This is a genomic window from Streptomyces anulatus (assembly GCF_014650675.1).
GTDB lineage: Bacteria > Actinomycetota > Actinomycetes > Streptomycetales > Streptomycetaceae > Streptomyces > Streptomyces anulatus.
The window spans coordinates 475,905-495,656 of record NZ_BMVK01000001.1; the positions used below are offsets into that span (position 1 = coordinate 475,905).

General features: G+C 71.6%; 13 protein-coding genes. 3 read left to right on the plus strand and 10 right to left on the minus strand.

The annotated features are described in order from the left end of the window. Nucleotides 1-25: 25 nt before the first annotated feature. Nucleotides 26-514: a hypothetical protein gene (locus IE272_RS02135; RefSeq protein ID WP_190006124.1), complete on the minus strand. Its 489-nt coding sequence runs from the start codon at nt 512-514 to the stop codon at nt 26-28. A gap of 27 nt (nt 515-541) precedes the next feature. Beyond that, nucleotides 542-1,294, minus strand: a complete 753-nt coding sequence (locus IE272_RS02140; RefSeq protein WP_190006125.1) for a class I SAM-dependent methyltransferase — start codon at nt 1,292-1,294, stop codon at nt 542-544. 91 nt (nt 1,295-1,385) lie between these two features. Here IE272_RS02140 and IE272_RS02145 point away from each other — a divergent pair, with 91 nt between their 5' ends. The 3 genes from IE272_RS02145 (at nt 1,386) to IE272_RS02155 (ending at nt 4,179) form a co-directional block, all read left to right on the plus strand. After that, on the plus strand, nt 1,386-2,300 hold the full coding sequence (locus tag IE272_RS02145) for a metal-dependent hydrolase (RefSeq protein WP_098892181.1): 915 nt from the start codon (nt 1,386-1,388) through the stop codon (nt 2,298-2,300). Nucleotides 2,301-2,303: 3 nt separating this feature from the next. Beyond that, nucleotides 2,304-3,386 (plus strand): PDR/VanB family oxidoreductase, encoded by a 1,083-nt coding sequence (locus IE272_RS02150; RefSeq protein WP_056706528.1) that lies wholly within the window; start codon nt 2,304-2,306, stop codon nt 3,384-3,386. A 64-nt stretch (nt 3,387-3,450) separates the two neighbouring features. After that, entirely contained in the window at nt 3,451-4,179 is a 729-nt protein-coding gene (locus tag IE272_RS02155) for a TetR/AcrR family transcriptional regulator (protein WP_050357964.1), read from the plus strand. 27 nt (nt 4,180-4,206) lie between these two features. Here IE272_RS02155 and IE272_RS02160 read toward each other — a convergent pair whose 3' ends face one another. From IE272_RS02160 to IE272_RS02195, 8 genes are all read right to left on the minus strand, one after another. Next, entirely contained in the window at nt 4,207-4,911 is a 705-nt protein-coding gene (locus IE272_RS02160) for a DUF2470 domain-containing protein (protein ID WP_190006126.1), read from the minus strand. Nucleotides 4,912-5,037: 126 nt separating this feature from the next. Next, the gene (locus tag IE272_RS02165) at nt 5,038-7,221 is read right to left on the minus strand and encodes an ATP-binding protein (protein ID WP_056706530.1); all 2,184 of its coding nucleotides are present in this window, start codon (nt 7,219-7,221) and stop codon (nt 5,038-5,040) included. Between the two features lie 182 nt (nt 7,222-7,403). Next, entirely contained in the window at nt 7,404-12,722 is a 5,319-nt protein-coding gene (pulA, locus tag IE272_RS02170) for a pullulanase-type alpha-1,6-glucosidase (RefSeq protein WP_190006127.1), read from the minus strand. Between the two features lie 103 nt (nt 12,723-12,825). Next, the gene (locus IE272_RS02175) at nt 12,826-14,556 is read right to left on the minus strand and encodes a carbohydrate-binding module family 20 domain-containing protein (protein ID WP_190006128.1); all 1,731 of its coding nucleotides are present in this window, start codon (nt 14,554-14,556) and stop codon (nt 12,826-12,828) included. 465 nt (nt 14,557-15,021) lie between these two features. Further along, nucleotides 15,022-16,080 (minus strand): LacI family DNA-binding transcriptional regulator, encoded by a 1,059-nt coding sequence (locus IE272_RS02180; protein WP_190006129.1) that lies wholly within the window; start codon nt 16,078-16,080, stop codon nt 15,022-15,024. Beyond that, a complete protein-coding gene (locus IE272_RS02185) occupies nt 16,065-17,741 on the minus strand; it encodes a glycoside hydrolase family 13 protein (RefSeq protein WP_050357959.1) in 1,677 nt (558 codons plus the stop codon). The genes IE272_RS02180 and IE272_RS02185 overlap by 16 nt, the downstream gene beginning before the upstream one ends. 113 nt (nt 17,742-17,854) lie before the next feature. Further along, on the minus strand, nt 17,855-18,733 hold the full coding sequence (locus IE272_RS02190; RefSeq protein ID WP_056706533.1) for a sugar ABC transporter permease: 879 nt from the start codon (nt 18,731-18,733) through the stop codon (nt 17,855-17,857). Continuing rightward, a complete protein-coding gene (locus tag IE272_RS02195; protein ID WP_050357957.1) occupies nt 18,730-19,749 on the minus strand; it encodes a carbohydrate ABC transporter permease in 1,020 nt (339 codons plus the stop codon). The genes IE272_RS02190 and IE272_RS02195 overlap by 4 nt, the downstream gene beginning before the upstream one ends. Nucleotides 19,750-19,752: the final 3 nt, after the last annotated feature.

Genomic DNA, 19,752 nt, shown 5'->3' on the forward strand with positions numbered 1-19,752 from the left:
CGCGCGGCCCCGTGAACCTGTGCGGTCAGCTCTTGCGGTGACCGGAGTGCCCGTCCTCGCTCCCCCCTCCACCACTGTCCCCCGAGTGGTGCGGCGAGGCGGTCTCCACCGTCCCCCCGAGCCGGCCGCGCAGCGCCGCGACCACGTCCGGATCGCCGACGGCCACCCACTGCCGTCCGACGAGGTACGAGCCGCCGTAGTCCTTGGCCTCGTTGATCCACTCGCGCAGGCCCCGGTCGGAGGCGAAGGTGGTCAGCACGTAACGTCCGTCGTCCGTGGTGCAGTTGGCCTGCCGCAGCTCGGCCGCGTCGGTCTGCACGTTCGGGTCGCAGCCCGCCTTCCTCGCGAGCTGTTCCAACGTGCCCGTCGCGGCCGGCTTCGGCGTGGGCCGCTCCCCGTCGCCGCCGCCGTCGGCCGGTTCCGTGTTGCACCCGGCCAGGAGCAGAAGGCCCGCCAGGGCAAGCGCGCCGGCCCCGCCGTTCCGCACGCCTCGGCATTCCGGTTGTATCGCCATCGGCCCATCCTGCACCCGGATCCGGGCTCAGGGGTGGGCTACGGCAAGACTCACGAGATAGGCCTCCTCGACCTCGCCGTCCGGGAACAGGGCCGTCAGCAGGGCCCGTTCGCGGTCGAAGTAGTCGCGGACCGCCGCCGGGTCGCCGATCAGGAAGTCGGAGTGGGTGGCCAGGTTGGCGACATGGGCGTCGATCGGCACGCGGCGGCTCCAGGCGACCTGCCGGGTGCGGAAGTCGAGACCGTCGGGCAGTTCGGCCCGGAAGCGGGCCCGGTGGGACGGGACGGCGGGGATCTCCACCCCGAAGAAGACCCGCATACGGTTCTCCTGGTCGACGAGCCACTCCACGGACGGGTCGCCGTCGTTCCACCACAGCGCCAGCGCGCCGCCCGGCCGCAGCACCCGGCGGGCCTCGGGGATAGAGCGGGCGGGGTCGGTCCAGTGCCAGGCCTGGGCGTACGTGATGAGGTCCATGGAGCCGGTCTGCAGCGGCAGGTTGTTCCCGTCGCCCCGGACCAGGGAGACGTCCGGCAGGCTCCTTCGGAACTGCTCGGCCATCCCGTCGCCCGGCTCCACCGCCGTGACCCGGGCCCCGCGCTCGTGCAGCCGTGCCGTGCCGAGCCCCGTACCCGCTCCGACGTCCGCGACCCGGGCTCCGGCGAGCGGCACTCCGGCCAGCTCCTCGACGGCGTCGAACAGGGCGGGCGGATAGGAGGGTCGGTGCGCGTCGTAGTCGGCGGCGATGGCGTCGAAGGACCGGGCCTGCACAGGTTTCGTCATACAAGCAATCATCGCGCGGGGCCTTCGGGAACGGCACGGAAATCTCTGCACGCCTCTGGTCCCCCCGCATACCCGTCAGTACATTGACACCATGTCTAACACGCAGCCAGCGGCGGTCGCGTCGGAGCGGACGCCCCTCAAGGCCCGCAAGGTGTCCTTCGCCTGGGAGAAGACGCCCCTGCACTGGGTGCCGGGCGACCCGTTCACGACGCACACCATCAATGTGCTCCACCTGCTGCTCCCCGCCGGGGAACGCTGGTTCATCCATGTGTACCGGCAGATACTCCCGTACATCCACGACGACCAGCTGCGCGAGGACGTCATCGGGTTCATCGGCCAGGAGGCCGTGCACTCGCAGGCGCACGACGATGTGCTGCCGCATCTGCGGGAGTTGGGCCTCGACCCGACCCCGTACACCGCGCAGGTCGACTGGTTCTTCGAGAAGCTGCTCGGGGACCGGACGCTGCCGCCGGGGCGGGCCTCGAAGTGGTGGCTGATGGAGCGGGTGGCGACGATCGCGGCGATCGAGCACTACACCGCGTTCCTCGGCGACTGGATCCTCAACGCCGACGCACTGGACCGCCGGGGCGCGGATCCGACGATGCTCGATCTGCTGCGCTGGCACGGGGCGGAGGAGGTCGAGCACCGGTCGGTGGCCTTCGACGTCTTCATGCACGTGGACGGCGGCTACCGGCGGCGGGTGCGCACCTGGGCGGCGGCGTTCTCCGCGCTGATATTCCTCTGGCAGCGCGGCACCCGCTTCTTCATGGAGAACGACCCCACGCTGCTGGGCGGCAAGGCCTCCTTCAAGGCGTTCCACGCGAGCGGGAAGCAGGGCACGCTGCCCAGCACCGGCGCGATCCTGCGGTCCGTGCCGAGCTATCTCAGCCGGTCGTACCACCCGTCGCAGGAGGGCAGTACGGCCCAGGCCGTCGACTACCTAGCCCACTCCCCCGCCGCGCTCGCCGCCGAGACCCCCGGGACCGCCACGACGGGAAGGTCCTGAACCATGGCCCTGCCCCGTCTGCGTACCGTCGTGCTCGTCTCCGGCGCCGCCCTGCTCACCCGGCGCGCCCTCAGGCGCCGGATCGCCCGGTCACCGCTGTGGCCGCTGCCCGCCCTGCCCGAGCCGGTATCGGGCCACTCGAAGCGGCGCGCGACCTCGGCCCGCCGGTTGCTGATCACCGGGCGGAGCGAGGTCGCCGACGGTGTCGTCCAGCTCCGGCTGGAGGGCGCCGGCCTGCCGCGCTGGGAGCCGGGGGCCCATCTGGACCTGGTGCTGCCGTCCGGTCTGGTCCGGCAGTACTCGCTGTGCGGCGACCCGGAGGACTCCGGTGCGTACACCGTGGCGACCCGGCTGGTGGAGGACGGCCGGGGCGGTTCACGGGAGGTGCACGAACAGCTCCAGGAGGGCCTGGAGGTCGAGGTGCGCGGGCCGCGCAACCGGTTCCCCCTGACCGGCGCCCCGGGTTACGTCTTCGTCGTCGGCGGCATCGGGATCACCCCGGTCCTGCCGATGCTGCGCTCGCTGGCCGCGTCGGGTGCCGACTGGCGGCTGCTGTACGGGGGCCGGTCGCGGGGATCGATGCCGTTCCTGGAGGAGATCGAGAAGCTCGGCGCGGACGGGGACCGGGTCACGGTCGTCGCCCAGGACGAGGCGGGTCACCCGGACGTCGCGGCGGCGCTGACCGGTCTCGCCCCGGGCACGGCGGTCTACTGCTGCGGCCCCGAGCCGCTGATGGACGCGGTCGCCGCCGCGCTCCCGGAGGGGCACCCCCTGCATCTGGAGCGGTTCTCGGCCGCGACGGGGGACGCGGCGGGGCCCGGTTCCGGGGCGTTCGAGGTGGAGTTGCGGCGCAGCGGGCGCACGGTGCCGGTCGCGGCCGGGCAGTCGGTGCTCGCCGCCGTCCGTGCGGCGGCGCCCCATGTCGCGTACTCCTGCGAGCAGGGGTTCTGCGGGACCTGCCAACAGCGGGTCCTGGAGGGCGAGATCGATCACCGGGACGATCTGCTGACCGACGACGAGCGGGGCGAATCGATGCTGATCTGCGTCTCGCGCTGCCGCGGCGGACGTCTTGTTCTGGATCTGTAGGGCCCCTCGCCGGACGGGCGTCCGCCGCGCGACGCCCGGACCGCACCCCGGATAGGCTGTCCGTATGACGACCGGGGTGCGGCGCAGGATGGGCGTCGACGAGCGCAGACAGCAACTGATCGGCGTCGCGCTGGACTTGTTCAGCCGTCGCTCGCCCGAGGATGTGTCGATCGATGAGATCGCCGCGGCCGCGGGCATCTCCCGTCCGCTGGTGTACCACTACTTCCCCGGGAAGCAGAGCCTGTACGAGGCGGCGCTGCGGCGGGCCGCGGACGAGCTGGCGGCGCGCTTCCTGGAGCCCCTCGAAGGACCCCTGGGGGCGCGGCTGCTGCGGGTGATGGGGCGGTTCTTCGACTTCGTCGACGAGCACGGCCCCGGTTTCTCGGCGCTGATGCGGGGCGGTCCCGCGGTCGGTTCCTCGACGGCGAACGCCATGATCGACGGGGTGCGGCAGGCCGCGTACGAGCAGATCATCACGCACCTCGGGGTGGCCGAACCGCCGGCCCGGCTGGAGCTGGTGGTCCGTTCCTGGGTCTCGCTCGCCGAGTCGACGGCGCTGATCTGGCTGGACGGGCGGCGCATCCCGCGCGCCGAGCTGGAGATGCAGCTGGTGCACGACTTCGCGGCGCTCGCCGCGGTCAGCGCCGCGTACGACCAGGAGATGGCGGGCATCGTGCTGCGGGTGCTCACCCAGGAGCCGGCGGACGGGCCGTTCGGGGAACTGCTCGCCCGGCTCTCCGCGTTCGCCCCGGACGTGCCCGCCGTGCCCGCGCAGCGCCTGCCGCCGCGCTGATCCCCGATATCGACTGCGGGACGGCCCTCAGGCCGGCAGGCCGTTGCGGTGGGAGACCCGGCGGGCGGCGGCCAGCAGGGCGTGGATCTGCGGGCCCGCCTGGTCGATCTCGGTGACCGGGCGGGGGAACGGCAGCCTGACGTCCTCGTGGGTGGTGGGGTATTCGAGCCGGAGGGTCACCCCGAAGCGGTCCATCGCCAGTGGCACGGCCCGGGTCATGCCGCGCTCCGGGCGGGGGTGGACGAGGCGCAGGAGCAGCGGGACGAGTTCGGCGTGGTCGTCCACCAGATGGGTGAGCATGCCCGCCTCGCACGCGGCGATCGGGTCGGTCTCCGCCTCCTCCAGCTCCTCCAGGGTGACGAAGGTGCGTCCCTCGGCGTCCTCCAGGACGGCCTGCCCGAACTCCATGCAGGTGCTCTGCTCGATGTCGGTGCTGTACGGGTCGGCCAGCAGCCCGGTGACCGTGACGCGGGCGCGCAGCCGGTCGCGGACGGGGGTGGGGGCGATGTCGGTGAACTCCAGGCGGGCCGGGACGCGTTCGGCGCTCGGCGCGTGACCGCCGTCGTTCGGGGCGTGCAGGTGGATGTGGCCCATCGCGCCCGTGCCGTCGAGGCGGCGGACTTCGGTGTGCAGGCCGTCGCTGACCACGGTCATGGAGTGGGCGACGGTCAGGATCGACCGGACGCGCTCGGCGCGGGTCGGCTGCGTGGCGCGGGGGCGGGAAAGGCGCATCCGAGTTCTCCAGGAAGGTCAGCGGAACCCAAGTGGCTACTTAGGTATGCCTAACCTTACTCACATGGTCCGGGGTGTGGGTAGTCCGGGGACTCCACCCGTGCGCCGGTCCCCGCTCCCGCCCGGTCAGAGCTGCAGCTCGGTACGCAGTGCGGCGGCGAGACCGACCTCGGCGTTGTCCGACTGGCCGCGCTCGAAGGCGCGCTGGTAGGCCTCGTCGCCGACGGCCGCCCGCGCCTGGAGCTCGCACCTCTCGCGGACCGGCCCCAGCTCGGGCGTGCCGCGCTGGGGATGGCCGACCATGCGCCAGTACGCGTGTCCGGTGCCGTAGACCCGGGCGGCCTGCGCGCCCGCGCCCTGGGCGGCGATGGCGGCGGCCAGGATGTCCAGGCCCAGCGCGATGCCGAAGCTGTCGCGGAGCCGGTGCTTGCCCGCGAGCATCGACCGGGCGTGCGCCGCGGAGGCCGCCGGACGGCCCTGGAACAGGGCGATCAGGGCGAGCTGGTAGTCCGCGTAGGAGCGGGTCCAGTACTCGCCGCCGCGTTCGCAGGCGCGGCGCAGCGTGGTGGCCGCCGCCTCGGACTCGGTGAGCCGGCCGAGCGCGGTGAGCGCGAAGACGGTGATGAGGTGGCAACGCAGCCGGTGGGCCGAGTCCACCGGGACGCCCTCGGTCATCCGCAGCACCCGCCCGGACGCTTCCAGCGCCGCCTCGGGCTCCCCGGTCATCAGCTGGGTGAGGCCGGAGAGATAGGCCGCGCCGAGCATGCCCTCGTCGTCCCGGTCGTACAGGGCGCCGGCCGTGCAGAGCGCGCCGTGCTTCTCCGCGGTCGCGAAGTCGCCCTGGAGCAGGGCCGCGACGCCGAGGACCCACTGCAGCCTGGTGCGGTGGGGGCCGTCGACGGGGCCCGCGTCCAGGGCCCGCTGGGCATAGCTCCGGGCCTCGGAGAGGTGGCCGCAGCAGGCCCAGAAGAAGCCGACGCGGCCCGCCATCTCCTGGGCCCCGTCGATGTCGTGGGCGAGCAGGTGTTCCAGGGCGGCGCACAGGTCGAGGTGGGTGTCGGACACCTTGTGGTACCAGGACACCTGGTCCGGTCCGGTCCAGCCGTCGTGGGCGCGGCGGGCGAGGTCGAGGAAGCTCCTCGCGTGCCGGTCGGCGGCGGCGCGGGTCTCGCCCAGCTCGGTGAGCCACATCCGGCCGTACTCGCGGAGGGTGTCGAGCATCCGGTAGCGGTCGCCGTCGCGCTGGACGACGGACTGGGCGACGAGGCCCTGGAGCGCCCGGTCCACCTCGTCCGGGGTGAGCGGGCCGCCCGCGCAGACCTCGCGGGCGACCTCCTCGTCGAAGTCGGTCCGCAGCGGGGTGAGGCGGGCCCACAGGAGGCGTTCCAGCGGGGTGCACAGCTCGTGGGACCAGCCGATGGCGGTGCGCAGGGTGCGGTGGCGGCGGGGCCACACCGTAGCGTCGGCGAGGAGGTCGAGGCGGGCCGTGCCCGGGTCCCCGTCCTCTCCGTCCGTACCGTCCCCGCCGGGTGCGCCGGGACCGGGGGCCCCGAAGCCGGGGGCGAGGGCGAGGACGCCGCTCCGGCCCGGTGCTCCGAGGCCGGCGCCGCGGGCGTCGAAGCGGGTGCCGATCCGGGCGGCGAGCTGGGCCACGCTGTGCCGGCCGATGCCCGCGGCGGCCAGTTCGATGGCGAGGGGGATGCCTTCGAGGCGGCGGCAGATCTCGGCGGCGGCCGCCTCGTCGCCGGGGGCGTCGAGACCGGCCCGGGGGTCGGCCGCGCGCAGCCGGTCGGCGAAGAGCTGGAGGGCGTCGGGCGCGCCGTCGACCGGGAGCGGCGGCACCTCGACGACGTACTCGCCCCGGGTGCCGAGCGGCTGCCTGCTGGTGACCAGGACGGTCAGGCCCGTCGAGGTGGTCAGGATCTCGGCCAGCAGATGGGAGCAGGGGCCCCGGAGGTGTTCGGCGGAGTCGAGGACCAGCAGGAGGTGTTTGTCGCCGAGCCATTCGCAGAGCGCCTCGACGGGCATCCGCAGGGTGTGGTCGGCGAGTCCGACCGCGTCCGAGACGGTGGGGAGCAGCAGCCCGTCGTCGGGGAGCGGGGAGAGGTCGGCCCACCAGGCGCCGTCCGTGTAGCGGTCGGCGGCCGCGCGGGCGGCCCGGACGGCGAGCCGGGTCTTGCCGACGCCGCCGGGGCCGATCAGGGTGGTCATCCGCCGGGTGGTCAACGCGGTGTGCAGCCGGGCCAGTTCGGCCCGCCTCCCGACGAAGCTGCTCGTCTCGTCGGGAAGGTATCCCACCTTGGTCATCATCACCGTCCGCACGCTGGGGCAGGGTGCGCCGGCGAGCCGACCGCCCCGGGCGGGGCTCCTGCCGCACGCACCGGGCCGGCCCCGCCTCCCCGGGAGGGGAGAGCGGGACCGGCCCGGGTGAACCAGGACGGCTGTCGCGGCTCCGTTGCCGACGTCTGCCGTCACCGTAGTGCTGCCGGAGGTCAGCGCAGAGTGAAGACGGCCACCGTGCGTCCCGGTACGGTGAAAGTGGCCGATTCCCCGTCGTACCTGGCTCGTTTGACAGTAAGGTCTGCACCCTTGGCCTGGACGGGGTGCAGTGCGTACGTCTTCCCCGCCGGCGCGGCGAGCCGCTGGTCGGCGGTGGTCGGCGCGGCGTTGAGAACGACGACCAGGTCGCCGAGGCGCATGGTGATCACGCCGGGGGTCTCGGCCGTGCCGGAGAGCGGGAAGGACAGGGTGGACCGCACCTGGTCGGCGGTGCTGAGGGAGAACTCCTTCTCGGTGGTACGGATGGTGAGCAGGTCGCGGTAGGCGGCCGAGGCCCCGTCGATCTGCGCGCAGTCCGGCGCGATGGTGCCGGTGGCGGCCAGGAGCGGCTTCGCATACGCCCACTTGTCCTGGTTGTCGGCGGCGGGCGGCAGGCCCCGGCCGAAGCCGTTGCCGTCGCGGCAGTCCCAGTGCAGGGCGTTGAACCAGTCGCCGCTGTCGTAGGAGTTGCGGTCCAGGGACTTGGAGCGCAGCAGGTCGGTGCCCGCCTGGGAGAGCGAGGGGCCCTGGGAGAGGACGGAGGCCGCCATGGCCACCACCTGGGCCCTGGCCCGTTCGGCAGCCGTGGTGTCGGCCGGGAGCTTGAAGGCGAGGGTGTCGAAGAGGGTCTCGTTGTCGTGGGCGTCGGAGTAGGCGAGCGCGTCGCCGGGTGCGGCCGCGTATCCGGCGGGCGCCCCGTTGTAGTCGACCTCGGAGCCCTTGACCGTACGGCCGGAGGTGTCGGTGAAGGTGTAGTCGGCGAGGTTGCCGGTGAGCCCGACCTTGATCAGGTCCTGGTAGTGCAGCAGCCGGGCCTTCTGCTCGGCGCGGGTGCCGTTGGCCGGGGAGGAGTTGGGGTCGGTGTAGAGGCCGGTGGCGAAGCCCTGGACGCCGGGGTCCTCGTCGAAGGGGCCGCCGCCGCGCACGGCGTCGCGGGCCCGGTCGGAGAAGGTGGCGATGCCGGTGCCGGCCATGTTCTTCTGGGTGGCCTGGACGAAGCGGGCGTCGTCCGCGATCTCGCCGAAGTTCCAGCCCTCCCCGTACAGGATGATCTTCTTGCCGTCGACGCCGTCCTTGGCGAGGGTGAGCCGGTCCAGCGCCTTGCGGACCTCCAGGATGTTGTCCTTGGGGTGGTGGCCCATCAGGTCGAAGCGGAACCCGTCGACCTTGTACTCCTTCGCCCAGGTGACGATGGAGTCGACGACGAGCTTGCCCATCATGGTGTTCTCGGGGGCGGTGTTGGCGCAGCAGGTGGAGGTGGCGACGGCGCCGTCCTCCAGGAGCCGCTGGTAGTAGCCGGGGACGATGCGGTCCAGGACCGACTTGTCGTCCTGGCCGGAGACGACGGTGTGGTTGTAGACGACGTCCATGACCGTGCGCAGCCCGGCCCGGTTGAGGCCCTGGACCATCTGCCGGAACTCGACCGTGCGCCGGGTGCCGTCCGGGTCGGAGGCGTAGGAGCCCTCGGGGACGGTGTAGTGCAGCGGGTCGTAGCCCCAGTTGAAGCCGTCCTCGGCGGCGGCCTTGCTCACGCAGGCCTGCTGCTCCTCGGAGTCGGGGGCGTAGACGGACAGGTCGCAGGCGGGCTTCTGCTGGTCCTTCTTCTTCTCCGGGACCGTCCCGATGTCGAAGACGGGCAGCAGGTGCACGTAGCTGGTGCCGGAGTCGGCGAGCTTCTCCAGGTGCTTCATGCCCTTCGAGCGGGTGTCGGTGAAGGCGAGGTACTCACCGGGGTGTTTCGCCGTGCGGTCCGTGACGGAGAAGTCGCGGACGTGCAGTTCCTGGATCTGGGCGTCCCGCAGCGGGGTCGCGGCGGGCTTCTTCAGACCGGACCAGCCGCGCGGCGCCAGCTCCGGGTCGGTGAGGTCGACGACGAGGCTGCGGGCGGAGTCGGCGGTCAGGGCGGTGGAGTAGGGGTCGGTGACCTTGTTGGTGACCAGCTTCTGGACGGTGGGGGCCCAGACGGTCACGGCGTACCGGTAGGGCTTGCCCCGCCAGTTCTTCTTGCCGGTGACCGACCAGACGCCGGTGCGATCGTCGCGCTTCATCGGGTGGGTGCGGCCGTCGAGTTCGAGCGAGACGGTCCGGGCGGTGGGGGCCCACACGGAGAGCGTGGGCGTCGACTTGCGGAAGACCGGGCCGAGTTCGGCGGATGCCGCCTTCTTCCCGTACAGGTCGTCCAGGATGCCCGCGGTCTGTACGCCGGTGGCGGCGAGCAGAGCGCCGTTGGCGGCGCGCTGGGTGGCGATGATCTGGCCGCGCAGGGACTCGCGGACCCGGTCCCGGTCACGGGCGTCGACGGTGAACGCCGGGTAGTCCTCGAGGTGCGGGTACTTCGCCTTCTGCGCGTCACTGAGCGCGGCCGGGGTGAGCCGCAGCCACCGGCCCTCGTCGGAGAGCGCGCCGTCGACGACGGAGATGCCGCCGTTCTCCGCGTACACGAGCTGCTGGCTGGTGGCGTCGGTGGCCCTCACCTTCCAGACGACGGTGTCCGCGTCGAGCCACTGCGCCTCGGCCTTCCCGAGGTCGGGGGCCACGCCGCCGCCCGTCTGCGGGAGCAGGTAGCCGGGCTTGCCGCCGAGCATCCAGACCTCGTGGCCGTACGTGGCGAGGTCGAGGGACTGGTCGGTGGGCAGGTCCTTCTCGTCGCCCTTGTGCAGGATGTAGCTGAGCGAGGTGGCGCCGTCGACGAGCGGTACCTCGAAGGTGACTCCGTAGGCGTCCTTCTTCGTGGGCGCCAGCGGCTTCGACCAGTCGGTGGGCTCCTTGGCCCCGGCCCAGGTGTGCAGGCCCCAGCCGTCGTAGTTCCCGTCCGGGCGGTGGTAGTTGAGGACGGCCTTCGTGGTGTCCTGCGGCGGGGTCTCGGGGGCTTCGGCCGTCTGCCCGTCCTTGCCCTGCTCGATCCAGACCTGACCGGTCGCACCGAGGTCGATCGTCCGCTGCGGGCCGTCGGCCGTGCCGTCCTTCTCGACGGTGTACGGGACGGATTCGGCGCCCTTCTCCAGGTCGATCCAGGCGAACGCCCCGTAGGCGTCGCGCCCGATGAACTCGGCGGTCCTCTCGCCGGACTTCAGCTGCCAGCCCTCGTAGTCGCCGTCGGGGCGCTGGTAGTGGACGACCGCCCGGTCGCGCTCGACGGCGACGGGCTTCGGCTTCGGCGGGGTCTGCCCGGCCGTCGTCGAGGCGAGGGCGCCGGCGGTGCGGCCGGTCCGGTCGACGACGACGGCCTTGTAGCGCAGCGGGGTGCCGGCCTTCACCGTCTCGTCGAGGTACTGGGTGACCTTGAACGGGGCGTGGTCGGCCGAACCGAGCGTCTTCCACTTGCCGTTGCCCACCTGGGCGGCGAAGACGACCCGGTTGAGCTGTCCGCCGTCCACGTCGGCGGTGATCTCGACGGTGCCGGTGGCTCCGGCGGCCGGGGCCTTGAGCGAGATCGCGGGCTTGGCGGCGGGGGCGGCGACGGTCCGGTCCGCCTTCAGCACGAGGCTGGAGAGGGCGGGCACGGTGACGGTGACCTTCTTGTCCTTGCCGCTGCGGACCGCGCCGGAACCGCCGTACAGGGTACGGAAGTTCATGTCGGCCGACTCGGTGGCGAGCTGGACTTCCCTCGGGCTCGTGCCGTTGTTGGAGGCGACGAGGTATTCGTAGGGGCGCTCGGTCGCGATGCGGGAGGTGGCGTACACCGAGCCTTCCGCGAACCGCTCGATCTGGGTGCCGTCGCGCAGCGCCGGGTGAGCCTCGGTGAGCTCGGAGAGCGCGGCGACGGAGCGGTAGACCGGGTGCTTCGTGTCGTACGCGTCCGAGGCGTGCGTCCGGTCGGTGCCGAGCTGGTCGTCGTCGAGGTAGTCGGCGGTCTTCGAGGCGAAGAGCGTCTGGCGGGAGTCCTTGTCGCCGCCGGCTCCGGTGAAGCCCTGCTCGTCGCCGTAGTAGATCACCGGGTTGCCCCGGCCGAGGAACATCAGCTCGTTGGCGAGCCGGGCCCGCTTCAGCAGTTCGGCGTCGTCGGCCTTCGGGTTGTCCTGCTTCAGGAAGGTCCCGATGCGGCCCATGTCGTGGTTGCCGAGGAAGGTGACCTGCTCGTAGGCGTTCGCCTTGTCGGTGGTGTAGCGGTAGTCGTTGCCGTACACCGAGGCGAGCTTGTCGGCGGGCGCGCCCTGGGAGGCGAACTGCCGGGCCGCGTCCTGGAACGGGAAGTCCAGGGTCGAGTCCAGGCGGCCCCGGGTGACGTAGGGGGAGGTCACCTCGGTGTCGGCGGAGTACACCTCGCCGAACATGAAGAAGTCGTCCCGGCCGCGCTTCGCGGCGTACGCGTCGAGCGCGGTGGCCCACTGGGTCCAGAAGTCCAGGTCGACGTGTTTGACGGTGTCGATGCGGAAGCCGTCGATGTCGAAGTCGCGGACCCACTTCTCGTAGATCTTCGCCATGCCCTTCACGACCTCGGGACGTTCGGTCCAGAGGTCGTCGAGCCCGGAGAAGTCGCCGTACTCGTTGGACTCGCCGGCCCACGTCGAGTCGCCCCGGTTGTGGTACATCGTGGGGTCGTTGAGCCAGGACGGGACCTTCTCGCCGGTGCCGGGGGCCTGGACCGGGGTGTACGGGAAGGAGTCCCGGTCCACCTTCTCCACGCCGTACCGGTCGTCGAAGGGCCGGCCGTCCTCGTCGAGGTAGGGGAAGGCGCCCTTGGGCTTGTAGCCGTAGGCCTTCTCCGCGTAGTCGACGGTGTCGGCGGTGTGGTTGGTGATGACGTCGAAGAAGACCTTCATGCCCTTGGCGTGGGCCTTGTCGATCAGCTTCTCCAGGTCGGCGTTGGTGCCGAAGTGCGGGTCGACCTGGGTGAAGTCGGTGATCCAGTAACCGTGGTAGCCCGCCGATGCGTCCTTGCCGGTCCCCTGCACGGGCCGGTTCTTGAAGATCGGCGCCATCCAGATGGCGGTGGTGCCGAGGCCCTTGATGTAGTCGAGCTTCCCGGTCAGGCCCTTGAGGTCGCCGCCCTGGTAGAACCCCTTGTCGGTGGGGTCGTAGCCGTGTTCCAGCCGCGAACCGGTCAGCCCGCCCCGGTCGTTGGAGGCGTCGCCGTTGGCGAACCGGTCGGGCAGCACGAAGTAGAACTGCTCGCGCGTGAGGTCGTGCCGGTCCGCCTCACGGGCCAGCTTGGCGTCCGACGGCGGGGCCGGCGGCCGGGGCGACGCGGCGGCGGTGGCCGCCGGGACGACGGGCAGCAGCGCCGCGCACAGGGCGGCCACCGTCCATCGTCCGAGGATGGTTCGGGACACGGAGGGTGCTCCTTGGGGCTTGATCGGTCGGTCGAGCGGTGGGTCGATCAGCGGGGAAGCGGGCCGGTGGCGATGCCACCGGCCCGCCGGCGAGAGGTACGGCTCAGCTACGCCAGGCGTCGGCGGTCAGCGTGACCTTCCCGGAGGCCGGGACGGTGGCGGTGCGGTTCGCGCCGCTCTCCCAGGTGACGTTGCCGGATCCGTCCTTGCGGACGTACTTGTACGCGAACGTGGTCCCGGCGGGCAGGTTCACGTCCAGCTTCCAGACGGGGTACGCGGCCGGGTCGAGCTTCGGCGCGTTCGCCGGGTTCCAGTTGCCGAGGGCGGCCTGGTCGCCGGTGACGTGGATGTTCTGGCCGGGCTGGGTGGTGGCGTTGACGCCGAAGGAGGCGCCGGAGGTGCCGTTGCCGGGGTCCGGGTCGGGGTTCGTGCCGCCGCCCCCGCACGTCCGGGCGCCGGCGTGCAGGGCGACGGCGGTGCCGGCCGGGACGGTGGCGGTGAACTGGCCGGAGCCGTTGACATGGACGCCCTTGCCGGACTGGACGTCGCAGTAGTCGCCGGCGGGCAGCGAGGTCTGGAAGGTCCGGGTGAGCGCGGAGCCCTCGTGGTTGATGGCCACGTACGCCTTGGCGCCCCGGCCGAAGGCGATCTGGTCCCCGCCGTTGTCCCACCAGTTGGTGACGGCCTGGCCGCGCGCGGTGTTGCGGAGGCCGACCATGGAGGAGATCTCACGCCAGGCGTGCTGGCACTTCCAGCCGTCGCTGTAGCAGGCGTTCACCTGGCCGCCGTTCGGCGGTCCGGCGTCGTGGTCGCTGAACTCGTAGCCGGAGTGGACGTCCGGGGAGCCGTAGGGCCAGGCCAGCATGAAGACACTGGCCAGGGTGTAGGCGGAGCCGTATCTGTAGTTGAGGGTGTCGCCGCCGCGCTCGGTGTCGTGGTTGTCGACGAAGACGGCGGACTTCCCGGACTCCATGAAGCCCCAGCCCTCGCCGAAGTTCTTCAGGTGGGCGAGGTTCTCGTTGAGGAAGACCTGCTTGAGGCTCCGCCCGTACCGGAACTCCTGGACGTCTCCGCTGCCCAGGTACTCGGAGGGCGAGACGGCCTCACCGGCCCCGAAGATCGCCTCGTGCTTCCAGTAGACGTTCGGGTTGCTCAGCCGGGACTTGATGTTGGCGAGGTCACCGGCGGGCATGTGCTTGGCCGCGTCGATCCGGAAGCCGTCGACGCCGAGCGAGAGCAGGTCGTTGAGATAGCCGGCGATCTTCCCGCGTACGTAGTCCTCGCCGGTGTCCAGGTCGGCGAGGCCGACCAGCTCGCAGTTCTGGACGTTGCCCCGGTCGTTGTAGTTGCTGATCTGGGCCCGGCAGTCGTCCATGTCGGCACCGGAGTAGAGGCCCGGGTATTCGTACTTGGTGTACGTGGAGCCTCCGGTGCCGGTGCCGCTGCCCGCCGACATGTGGTTGATGACCGAGTCGGCGATGACCTTGACCCCGGCCGAGTGACACGTGTTCACCATGGCGGAGAAGGCGGCCCGGTCGCCGAGCCGGCCGGCGATCCTGTAGCTGACGGGCTGGTAGGACGTCCACCACTGGCCGCCCTGGATGTGCTCCTGGGGCGGTGAGACCTGGACGTAGCCGTAGCCCGCCGGACCGAGGGTGTCCGTGCAGGCCTTGGCTATGGAGGCGAACTTCCACTCGAACATCACGGCGGTGACGTCCTTGTCGCCCGGGGCGGCGGCCTGTGCGGTGCCGGCGGCGCCGAATCCGGTGGGGATGACGAGGGCGGCGGCGCCGGCCACGAGGGCGAGCGCGGCAGACAGGGGTCTGCGTGCCATGTCTTTCCTCCTGCGGGTGGGGGAAGCGGGGATGACGATGCAGCCTCAGTCGGCAACGCGCCGTGCCCTCAAGGCTCCTGAAGGTTCTTGCTGCAAGAATGCAAACCTTGCCGCGGAGCAGACCGTACGAGCCCTCCCGCCACCGGTCAACCCTTTGGACATCCCCCGCTCACATCCGCGTAACAGCAGAGATTTCTTCCTGACCTCTTCCCGATTTCTTGCTGCAAGGTCTTTCGCAAGATATTGCGGGGCTGTTACGTTTCATCCCGACTCCGGTCCGGTCGGCCGGGGGTTCCGGCGCCGCATCACGTCGTCGGACCCCACGCGCCCGGCCGGCCGGGCCGGTCACGACAAGAGAGGCACCCGGAGTCGCTACAACTCCCCGCCGGCCCTTCCTGGGCCGACTCCTGGTGCCTCTCCTGTACGTGCCCGTTCCCGCACGGGCCCGCTGCCGCTCTCCGCGGTTCAGCCGTTGCGCAGCGCCGCCGTCGAGCCCCGTACCACCAGCTCCGGCTGGAAGACGTACTCGGTGCGCTGCACCGGGCTCCCGCCGATCTCCTCCAGCAGCGCGCCCACGGCGGCCGCCGCCATCGCCTGCACGGGCTGCCGCACCGTGGTCAGCGGCGGGTCGGTGAACGCGATGAGCTGCGAGTCGTCGAAGCCGACGACCGAGACGTCGCGGGGCACGTCGAGGCCCCTCCCCCGGGCGGCGCGGACCACGCCGAGGGCCATCAGGTCGCTGCCGCAGACGATGCCCGTGCAGCCCGCGTCCAGCAGGGCGCCCGCCGCCACCTGACCGCCCTCGACGCTGAACAGCGTGGAGCAGACGAGCAGTTCGGCCTCGGACCGGTCCATGCCGAGCACCGAGACGGCCGCCTCCACGAACCCGTCGCGCTTGCGGCGGGAGGGGACGTAGCGCTGCGGGCCTATGGCCAGGCCGATCCGGCGGTGGCCGAGGTCGGCGAGGTGCCCCAGGGCCATCCGTACGGCGGCGTTGTCGTCGGGCGAGACGAACGGGGCGCTGATGCGCTCGTTGTAGCCGTTGATCAGGACGAACGGCACGCCGCGCTCGGTGAGCGCGGCGTACCGGCCCGGGTCTGCGGAGGTGTCCGCGTGCAGCCCGGACAGGAAGACGATGCCGCCGACACCGCGCTCCACGAGCTGCTCGACGAGTTCGTCCTCCGTCGCACCGCCCGGCAGTTGGGTGCAGAGCACGGGGGTGTAGCCGTGCCCGGCCAGCACCTGTTCGACGGACTGCGCGAACGCCGGGAAGATCGGGTTGGTGAGTTCGGGCGTCACCAGGCCGATCAGTCCGGCGCTGCGCTGCCGCAGCCGTACGGGCCGCTCGTAGCCCAGGATGTCGAGCGCCGCGAGCACCCGCTGACGCGTGGAGTCCACGACGCCCTGCTTCCCGTTCAGGACCCGGCTGACCGTCGCCTCGCTGACCGCCGCCTGTGCGGCGATGTCGGAGAGGCGGGGCGCCGCCGTGGTCCTGGGCGCGGGCAGTGTCACACCGTCCACCACACCGTGGTGTCGGCGGGCAGCTCGGCCTCGGCGCCGTCCACGGTGACCGGGGAGCTGGCGAGCAGCACCCGGCCGCGGGCGGCGATGCGGACGGGGGCGCCGGTGGTGTTGACGGTGCAGACGAAGCCGGGGCGGGCGAGGACGAGGACGCCTTCGGGGCCGTCCAGCCACTCGACGTCCGTGCCCGCGCCGAGGCCCGGGTGCTCCCTGCGGGCCGCGATGGCGGCCCGGTACAGCTCCAGGGTGGAGCCCTCCACGCCGGTCTGCGCCTCGACGGACAGCTCGCCCCAGCCGGCGGGCTGCGGGAGCCAGCTGCCGCCGTCGCCGAAGCCGTACGAACTGCCCTCGCGGGTCCACGGGATCGGGACGCGGCAGCCGTCGCGGAAGCCGTCCTGGCCCTCGGCGCGGAAGAACGAGGGGTCCTGGCGGGCCTCGTCGGGCAGGTCGGTGACGTCGGGCAGGCCGAGCTCCTCGCCCTGGTAGACGTAGGCGGAGCCGGGCAGGGCGAGCATCAGCAGGGAGGCGGCGCGGGCCCGGCGCAGACCCAGCTCGCGGTCGCCGGGGGTGCGGATCTGGGTGCCGAGGCCCGCCGGGTTGGCGAAGCGGGTGGCGTGCCGGGTGACGTCGTGGTTGGAGAGCACCCAGGTGGTGGGCGCGCCGACCGGGCGCATCGCGGCGAGCGAGGTGTCGATGACCTTGCGCAGCTCGGCGGCGTCCCAGGCGGTGGCCAGGTACTGGAAGTTGAAGGCCTGGTGCATCTCGTCGGGGCGCACGTAGTTGGCGGTGCGCTCGACGGTCGGGGTCCAGGCCTCGGCGACGGCGATCCGGTCGCCCGGGTACTCGTCGAGGATGGTGCGCCAGCTGCGGTAGATCGCGTGCACGCCGTCCTGGTCGAAGAACGGCATGACGTCGTTGCCGAGCAGCTTGAGCTGGTCGTGGGAGCCGAGGTCGGGCAGTCCCTCGGCCTTGACGAGGCCGTGGGCGACGTCGACCCGGAAGCCGTCGACGCCCATGTCGAGCCAGAAGCGCAGGATGGAGCGGAACTCGTCGGCGACGGCCGGGTGCTCCCAGTTGAAGTCGGGCTGTTCGGGGGCGAAGAGGTGGAGGTACCAGTCGCCGGGGGTGCCGTCCGGGTTCGCCGTACGGGTCCAGGCGGGGCCGCCGAAAATGGACTCCCAGTCGTTGGGCGGGAGTTCGCCGTCGGTGCCCTTTCCGGGGCGGAAGTGGTAGCGCTCGCGCAGGGCGGAGCCGGGGCCCTCGGCCAGGGCGCGCTTGAACCACTCGTGCTGGTCGGAGGAGTGGTTGGGGACCAGGTCGACGATGACGCGCAGGCCCAGGCCGTGCGCCTCGCGGATCAGCGCGTCGGCGTCCAGCAGGTTGCCGAACATCGGGTCGATGGCCCGGTAGTCGGCGACGTCGTAGCCCGCGTCCGCCTGCGGGGAGGCGTAGAAGGGGCTGAGCCAGACCGCGTCGACGCCCAGATCCTTCAGGTGGGGCAGGCGGGCGGTGACGCCGGCGAGGTCGCCCATGCCGTCGCCGTTGCCGTCGGCGAAGCTCCGCGGATAGACCTGGTAGATCACCGCGTCCTGCCACCAGCCGGTGCGGTGGCCCGGGGCGTCGTCGGACGTGCCGGTGGAGGGGGCAGCGAGGTGCTGGGTCATGTCGTCCCTGGGGTGTCTGGGTGGGGAGCGGCGCCGGGGACCGGGTCGGGGTTTCCGGCGCCGCCGTGACGGGTGCGGTGGTGCGGGTGCTGGTGCGGGTGGCCAGGGGTCTCTCAGCCCTTGACGGCTCCGGCGGACATGCCGGTGACCAGGTGCTTCTGGGCGAAGAGGAACACCAGGGCGGCCGGGATGGCGATGAGCACGGAGGCCGCCGTCATGGGGCCCCACTGGGCTCCGTACTGGTTGACGAACTTCTGGAGTCCGCCGGCCAGCGTGAGGTTCTCGTCGCCGACCAGGAAGGCGGAGGCGTACGCCACTTCGCCCCAGGCGGTGATGAAGGAGTAGAACGCGGTGACCGCGAGGCCCGGCTTGGCCAGCGGCAGGATGAGCCGGAAGAAGGTGCCGAACGGGGTGAGGCCGTCGACCTCGCCCGACTCGTCGATCTCGCGCGGGATGGTGTCGAAGAAGCCCTTCATCATCCAGGCGCAGAACGGCACCGAGATGGTGAGGTAGGTGATGACGAGTCCGGCCGGCTGGTTGAGCAGCCCCAGGCTCGACATGATGTTGTAGATCGGCACGATGAGGACGGCGACCGGGAACATCTGGGTGATCAGCAGCGTCCACATCAGCCCGCGCTTGCCGGGGAAGCGGAAGCGGCTCACCGCGTATCCGGTGGTGGCGGCGACGAAGACGCCGATCACCGTGGAGAGCGCGGAGATGATCACGGAGTTGGCGAACCAGTTGAGGAACTCCGTGTCGCGGATCAGGTTCGTGTAGTTGACGAACGTCGTCTCGCGGAAGAAGTCCGTGGTGGTCGCGAACTTGGCGGGCTTGAGCGAGGTCAGCAGGACCCACAGCACCGGGAAGACCGCGATCACCGAGGCGATGATCAGGGTGAGGTGCAGGGCGACGGAGGCGAGCGGGGAGCGCTCGCCGCGCAGGCGGACCTTGCGGACGGCGTGCCGGGCGGGGGTGTCGGTCGCGGTGGTCACCAGTTGTCTCCCTGGGAGCGCAGGACCCGCCGGTAGACGACGGCGAAGAGCATCAGGAGTACGAGGATCAGCACGCCCCAGGTGGAGGACTGCGCGTAGTCGCGCGGGCTGATCTCGAAGGAGAACTTGTACGCCTGGGTCACGAGGATCTGGGTGGCCTCGCCGGGTCCGCCGCGGGTCAGCAGGAAGATCACCGGGAACATGTTGAAGGTCCAGATGGTGGAGAGCAGGACCACCGTGGTGGAGACCGGGCGCAGTCCGGGCAGCGTGATGTGGCGGAAGCGCTGCCAGGCGGTGGCGCCGTCCATCTCGGCCGCCTCGTACTGCTCGGAGGGGATGGACTGGAGTCCGCCGAGGAGGGCGACCATCATGAACGGGATGCCGAGCCAGACGTTGACGGCGATCACGGAGAACTTCGCCCAGGTGGGGTCGTTCAACCACGGGATGCCGTCCATGCCCGATCCGGTCAGGATCTTGTTGAGCAGCCCGCGGTCCTCGTTGTAGAGGAAGCGCCAGGCGAAGACGGAGACGAAGCCGGGGATGGCCCAGGGCAGGATGAGGGCCATGCGGTAGGCGGAGCGTCCGGCGATGCGGCGGTTGAGGATGTTCGCCAGGGCCATGCCGAGGACGAACGTGACGCTCACGCAGGAGACGGTCCACACCAGCGTCCAGCCGAGCGTGTCGAGGAACTGCGAGCCGGTCAGCGCGTCGATGTAGTTGTCCGCGCCGACGAACTCGTAGGTGGCGGGGATCTCGTTGACCCCGATGGAGCGTGCGACGTTGCGCTCGTCCGCGTCGGTCATCGAGAGGTAGATGCCTCGGAACAGCGGGTAGCCGATGATCACGCCGATCACGACGACGACCGGGGCGACCATGGCCCAGGCGTACCAGTGGACCGACAGCGCCCGCCGGATCCGGCCGGGCTTCGGTGGTGGGGTGCCAGTACCGCGGCTCCGGCCGCGGGCGGTGTTCTCGCCCGCGGCCTTCACCACCGACTGGCTGGTGTGGACAGCCATCAG

Coding starts and splice junctions, on each gene's coding strand:
- IE272_RS02175 (WP_190006128.1), bottom strand. CDS start 14,556: ATGGCACGCAGACCCCTGTCTGCCGCGCTCGCCCTCGTGGCCGGCGCC.
- IE272_RS02165 (WP_056706530.1), bottom strand. CDS start 7,221: ATGATGACCAAGGTGGGATACCTTCCCGACGAGACGAGCAGCTTCGTC.
- IE272_RS02195 (WP_050357957.1), bottom strand. CDS start 19,749: ATGGCTGTCCACACCAGCCAGTCGGTGGTGAAGGCCGCGGGCGAGAAC.
- IE272_RS02140 (WP_190006125.1), bottom strand. CDS start 1,294: ATGACGAAACCTGTGCAGGCCCGGTCCTTCGACGCCATCGCCGCCGAC.
- IE272_RS02155 (WP_050357964.1), top strand. CDS start 3,451: ATGACGACCGGGGTGCGGCGCAGGATGGGCGTCGACGAGCGCAGACAG.
- IE272_RS02160 (WP_190006126.1), bottom strand. CDS start 4,911: ATGCGCCTTTCCCGCCCCCGCGCCACGCAGCCGACCCGCGCCGAGCGC.
- IE272_RS02135 (WP_190006124.1), bottom strand. CDS start 514: ATGGCGATACAACCGGAATGCCGAGGCGTGCGGAACGGCGGGGCCGGC.
- IE272_RS02150 (WP_056706528.1), top strand. CDS start 2,304: ATGGCCCTGCCCCGTCTGCGTACCGTCGTGCTCGTCTCCGGCGCCGCC.
- IE272_RS02145 (WP_098892181.1), top strand. CDS start 1,386: ATGTCTAACACGCAGCCAGCGGCGGTCGCGTCGGAGCGGACGCCCCTC.
- IE272_RS02185 (WP_050357959.1), bottom strand. CDS start 17,741: ATGACCCAGCACCTCGCTGCCCCCTCCACCGGCACGTCCGACGACGCC.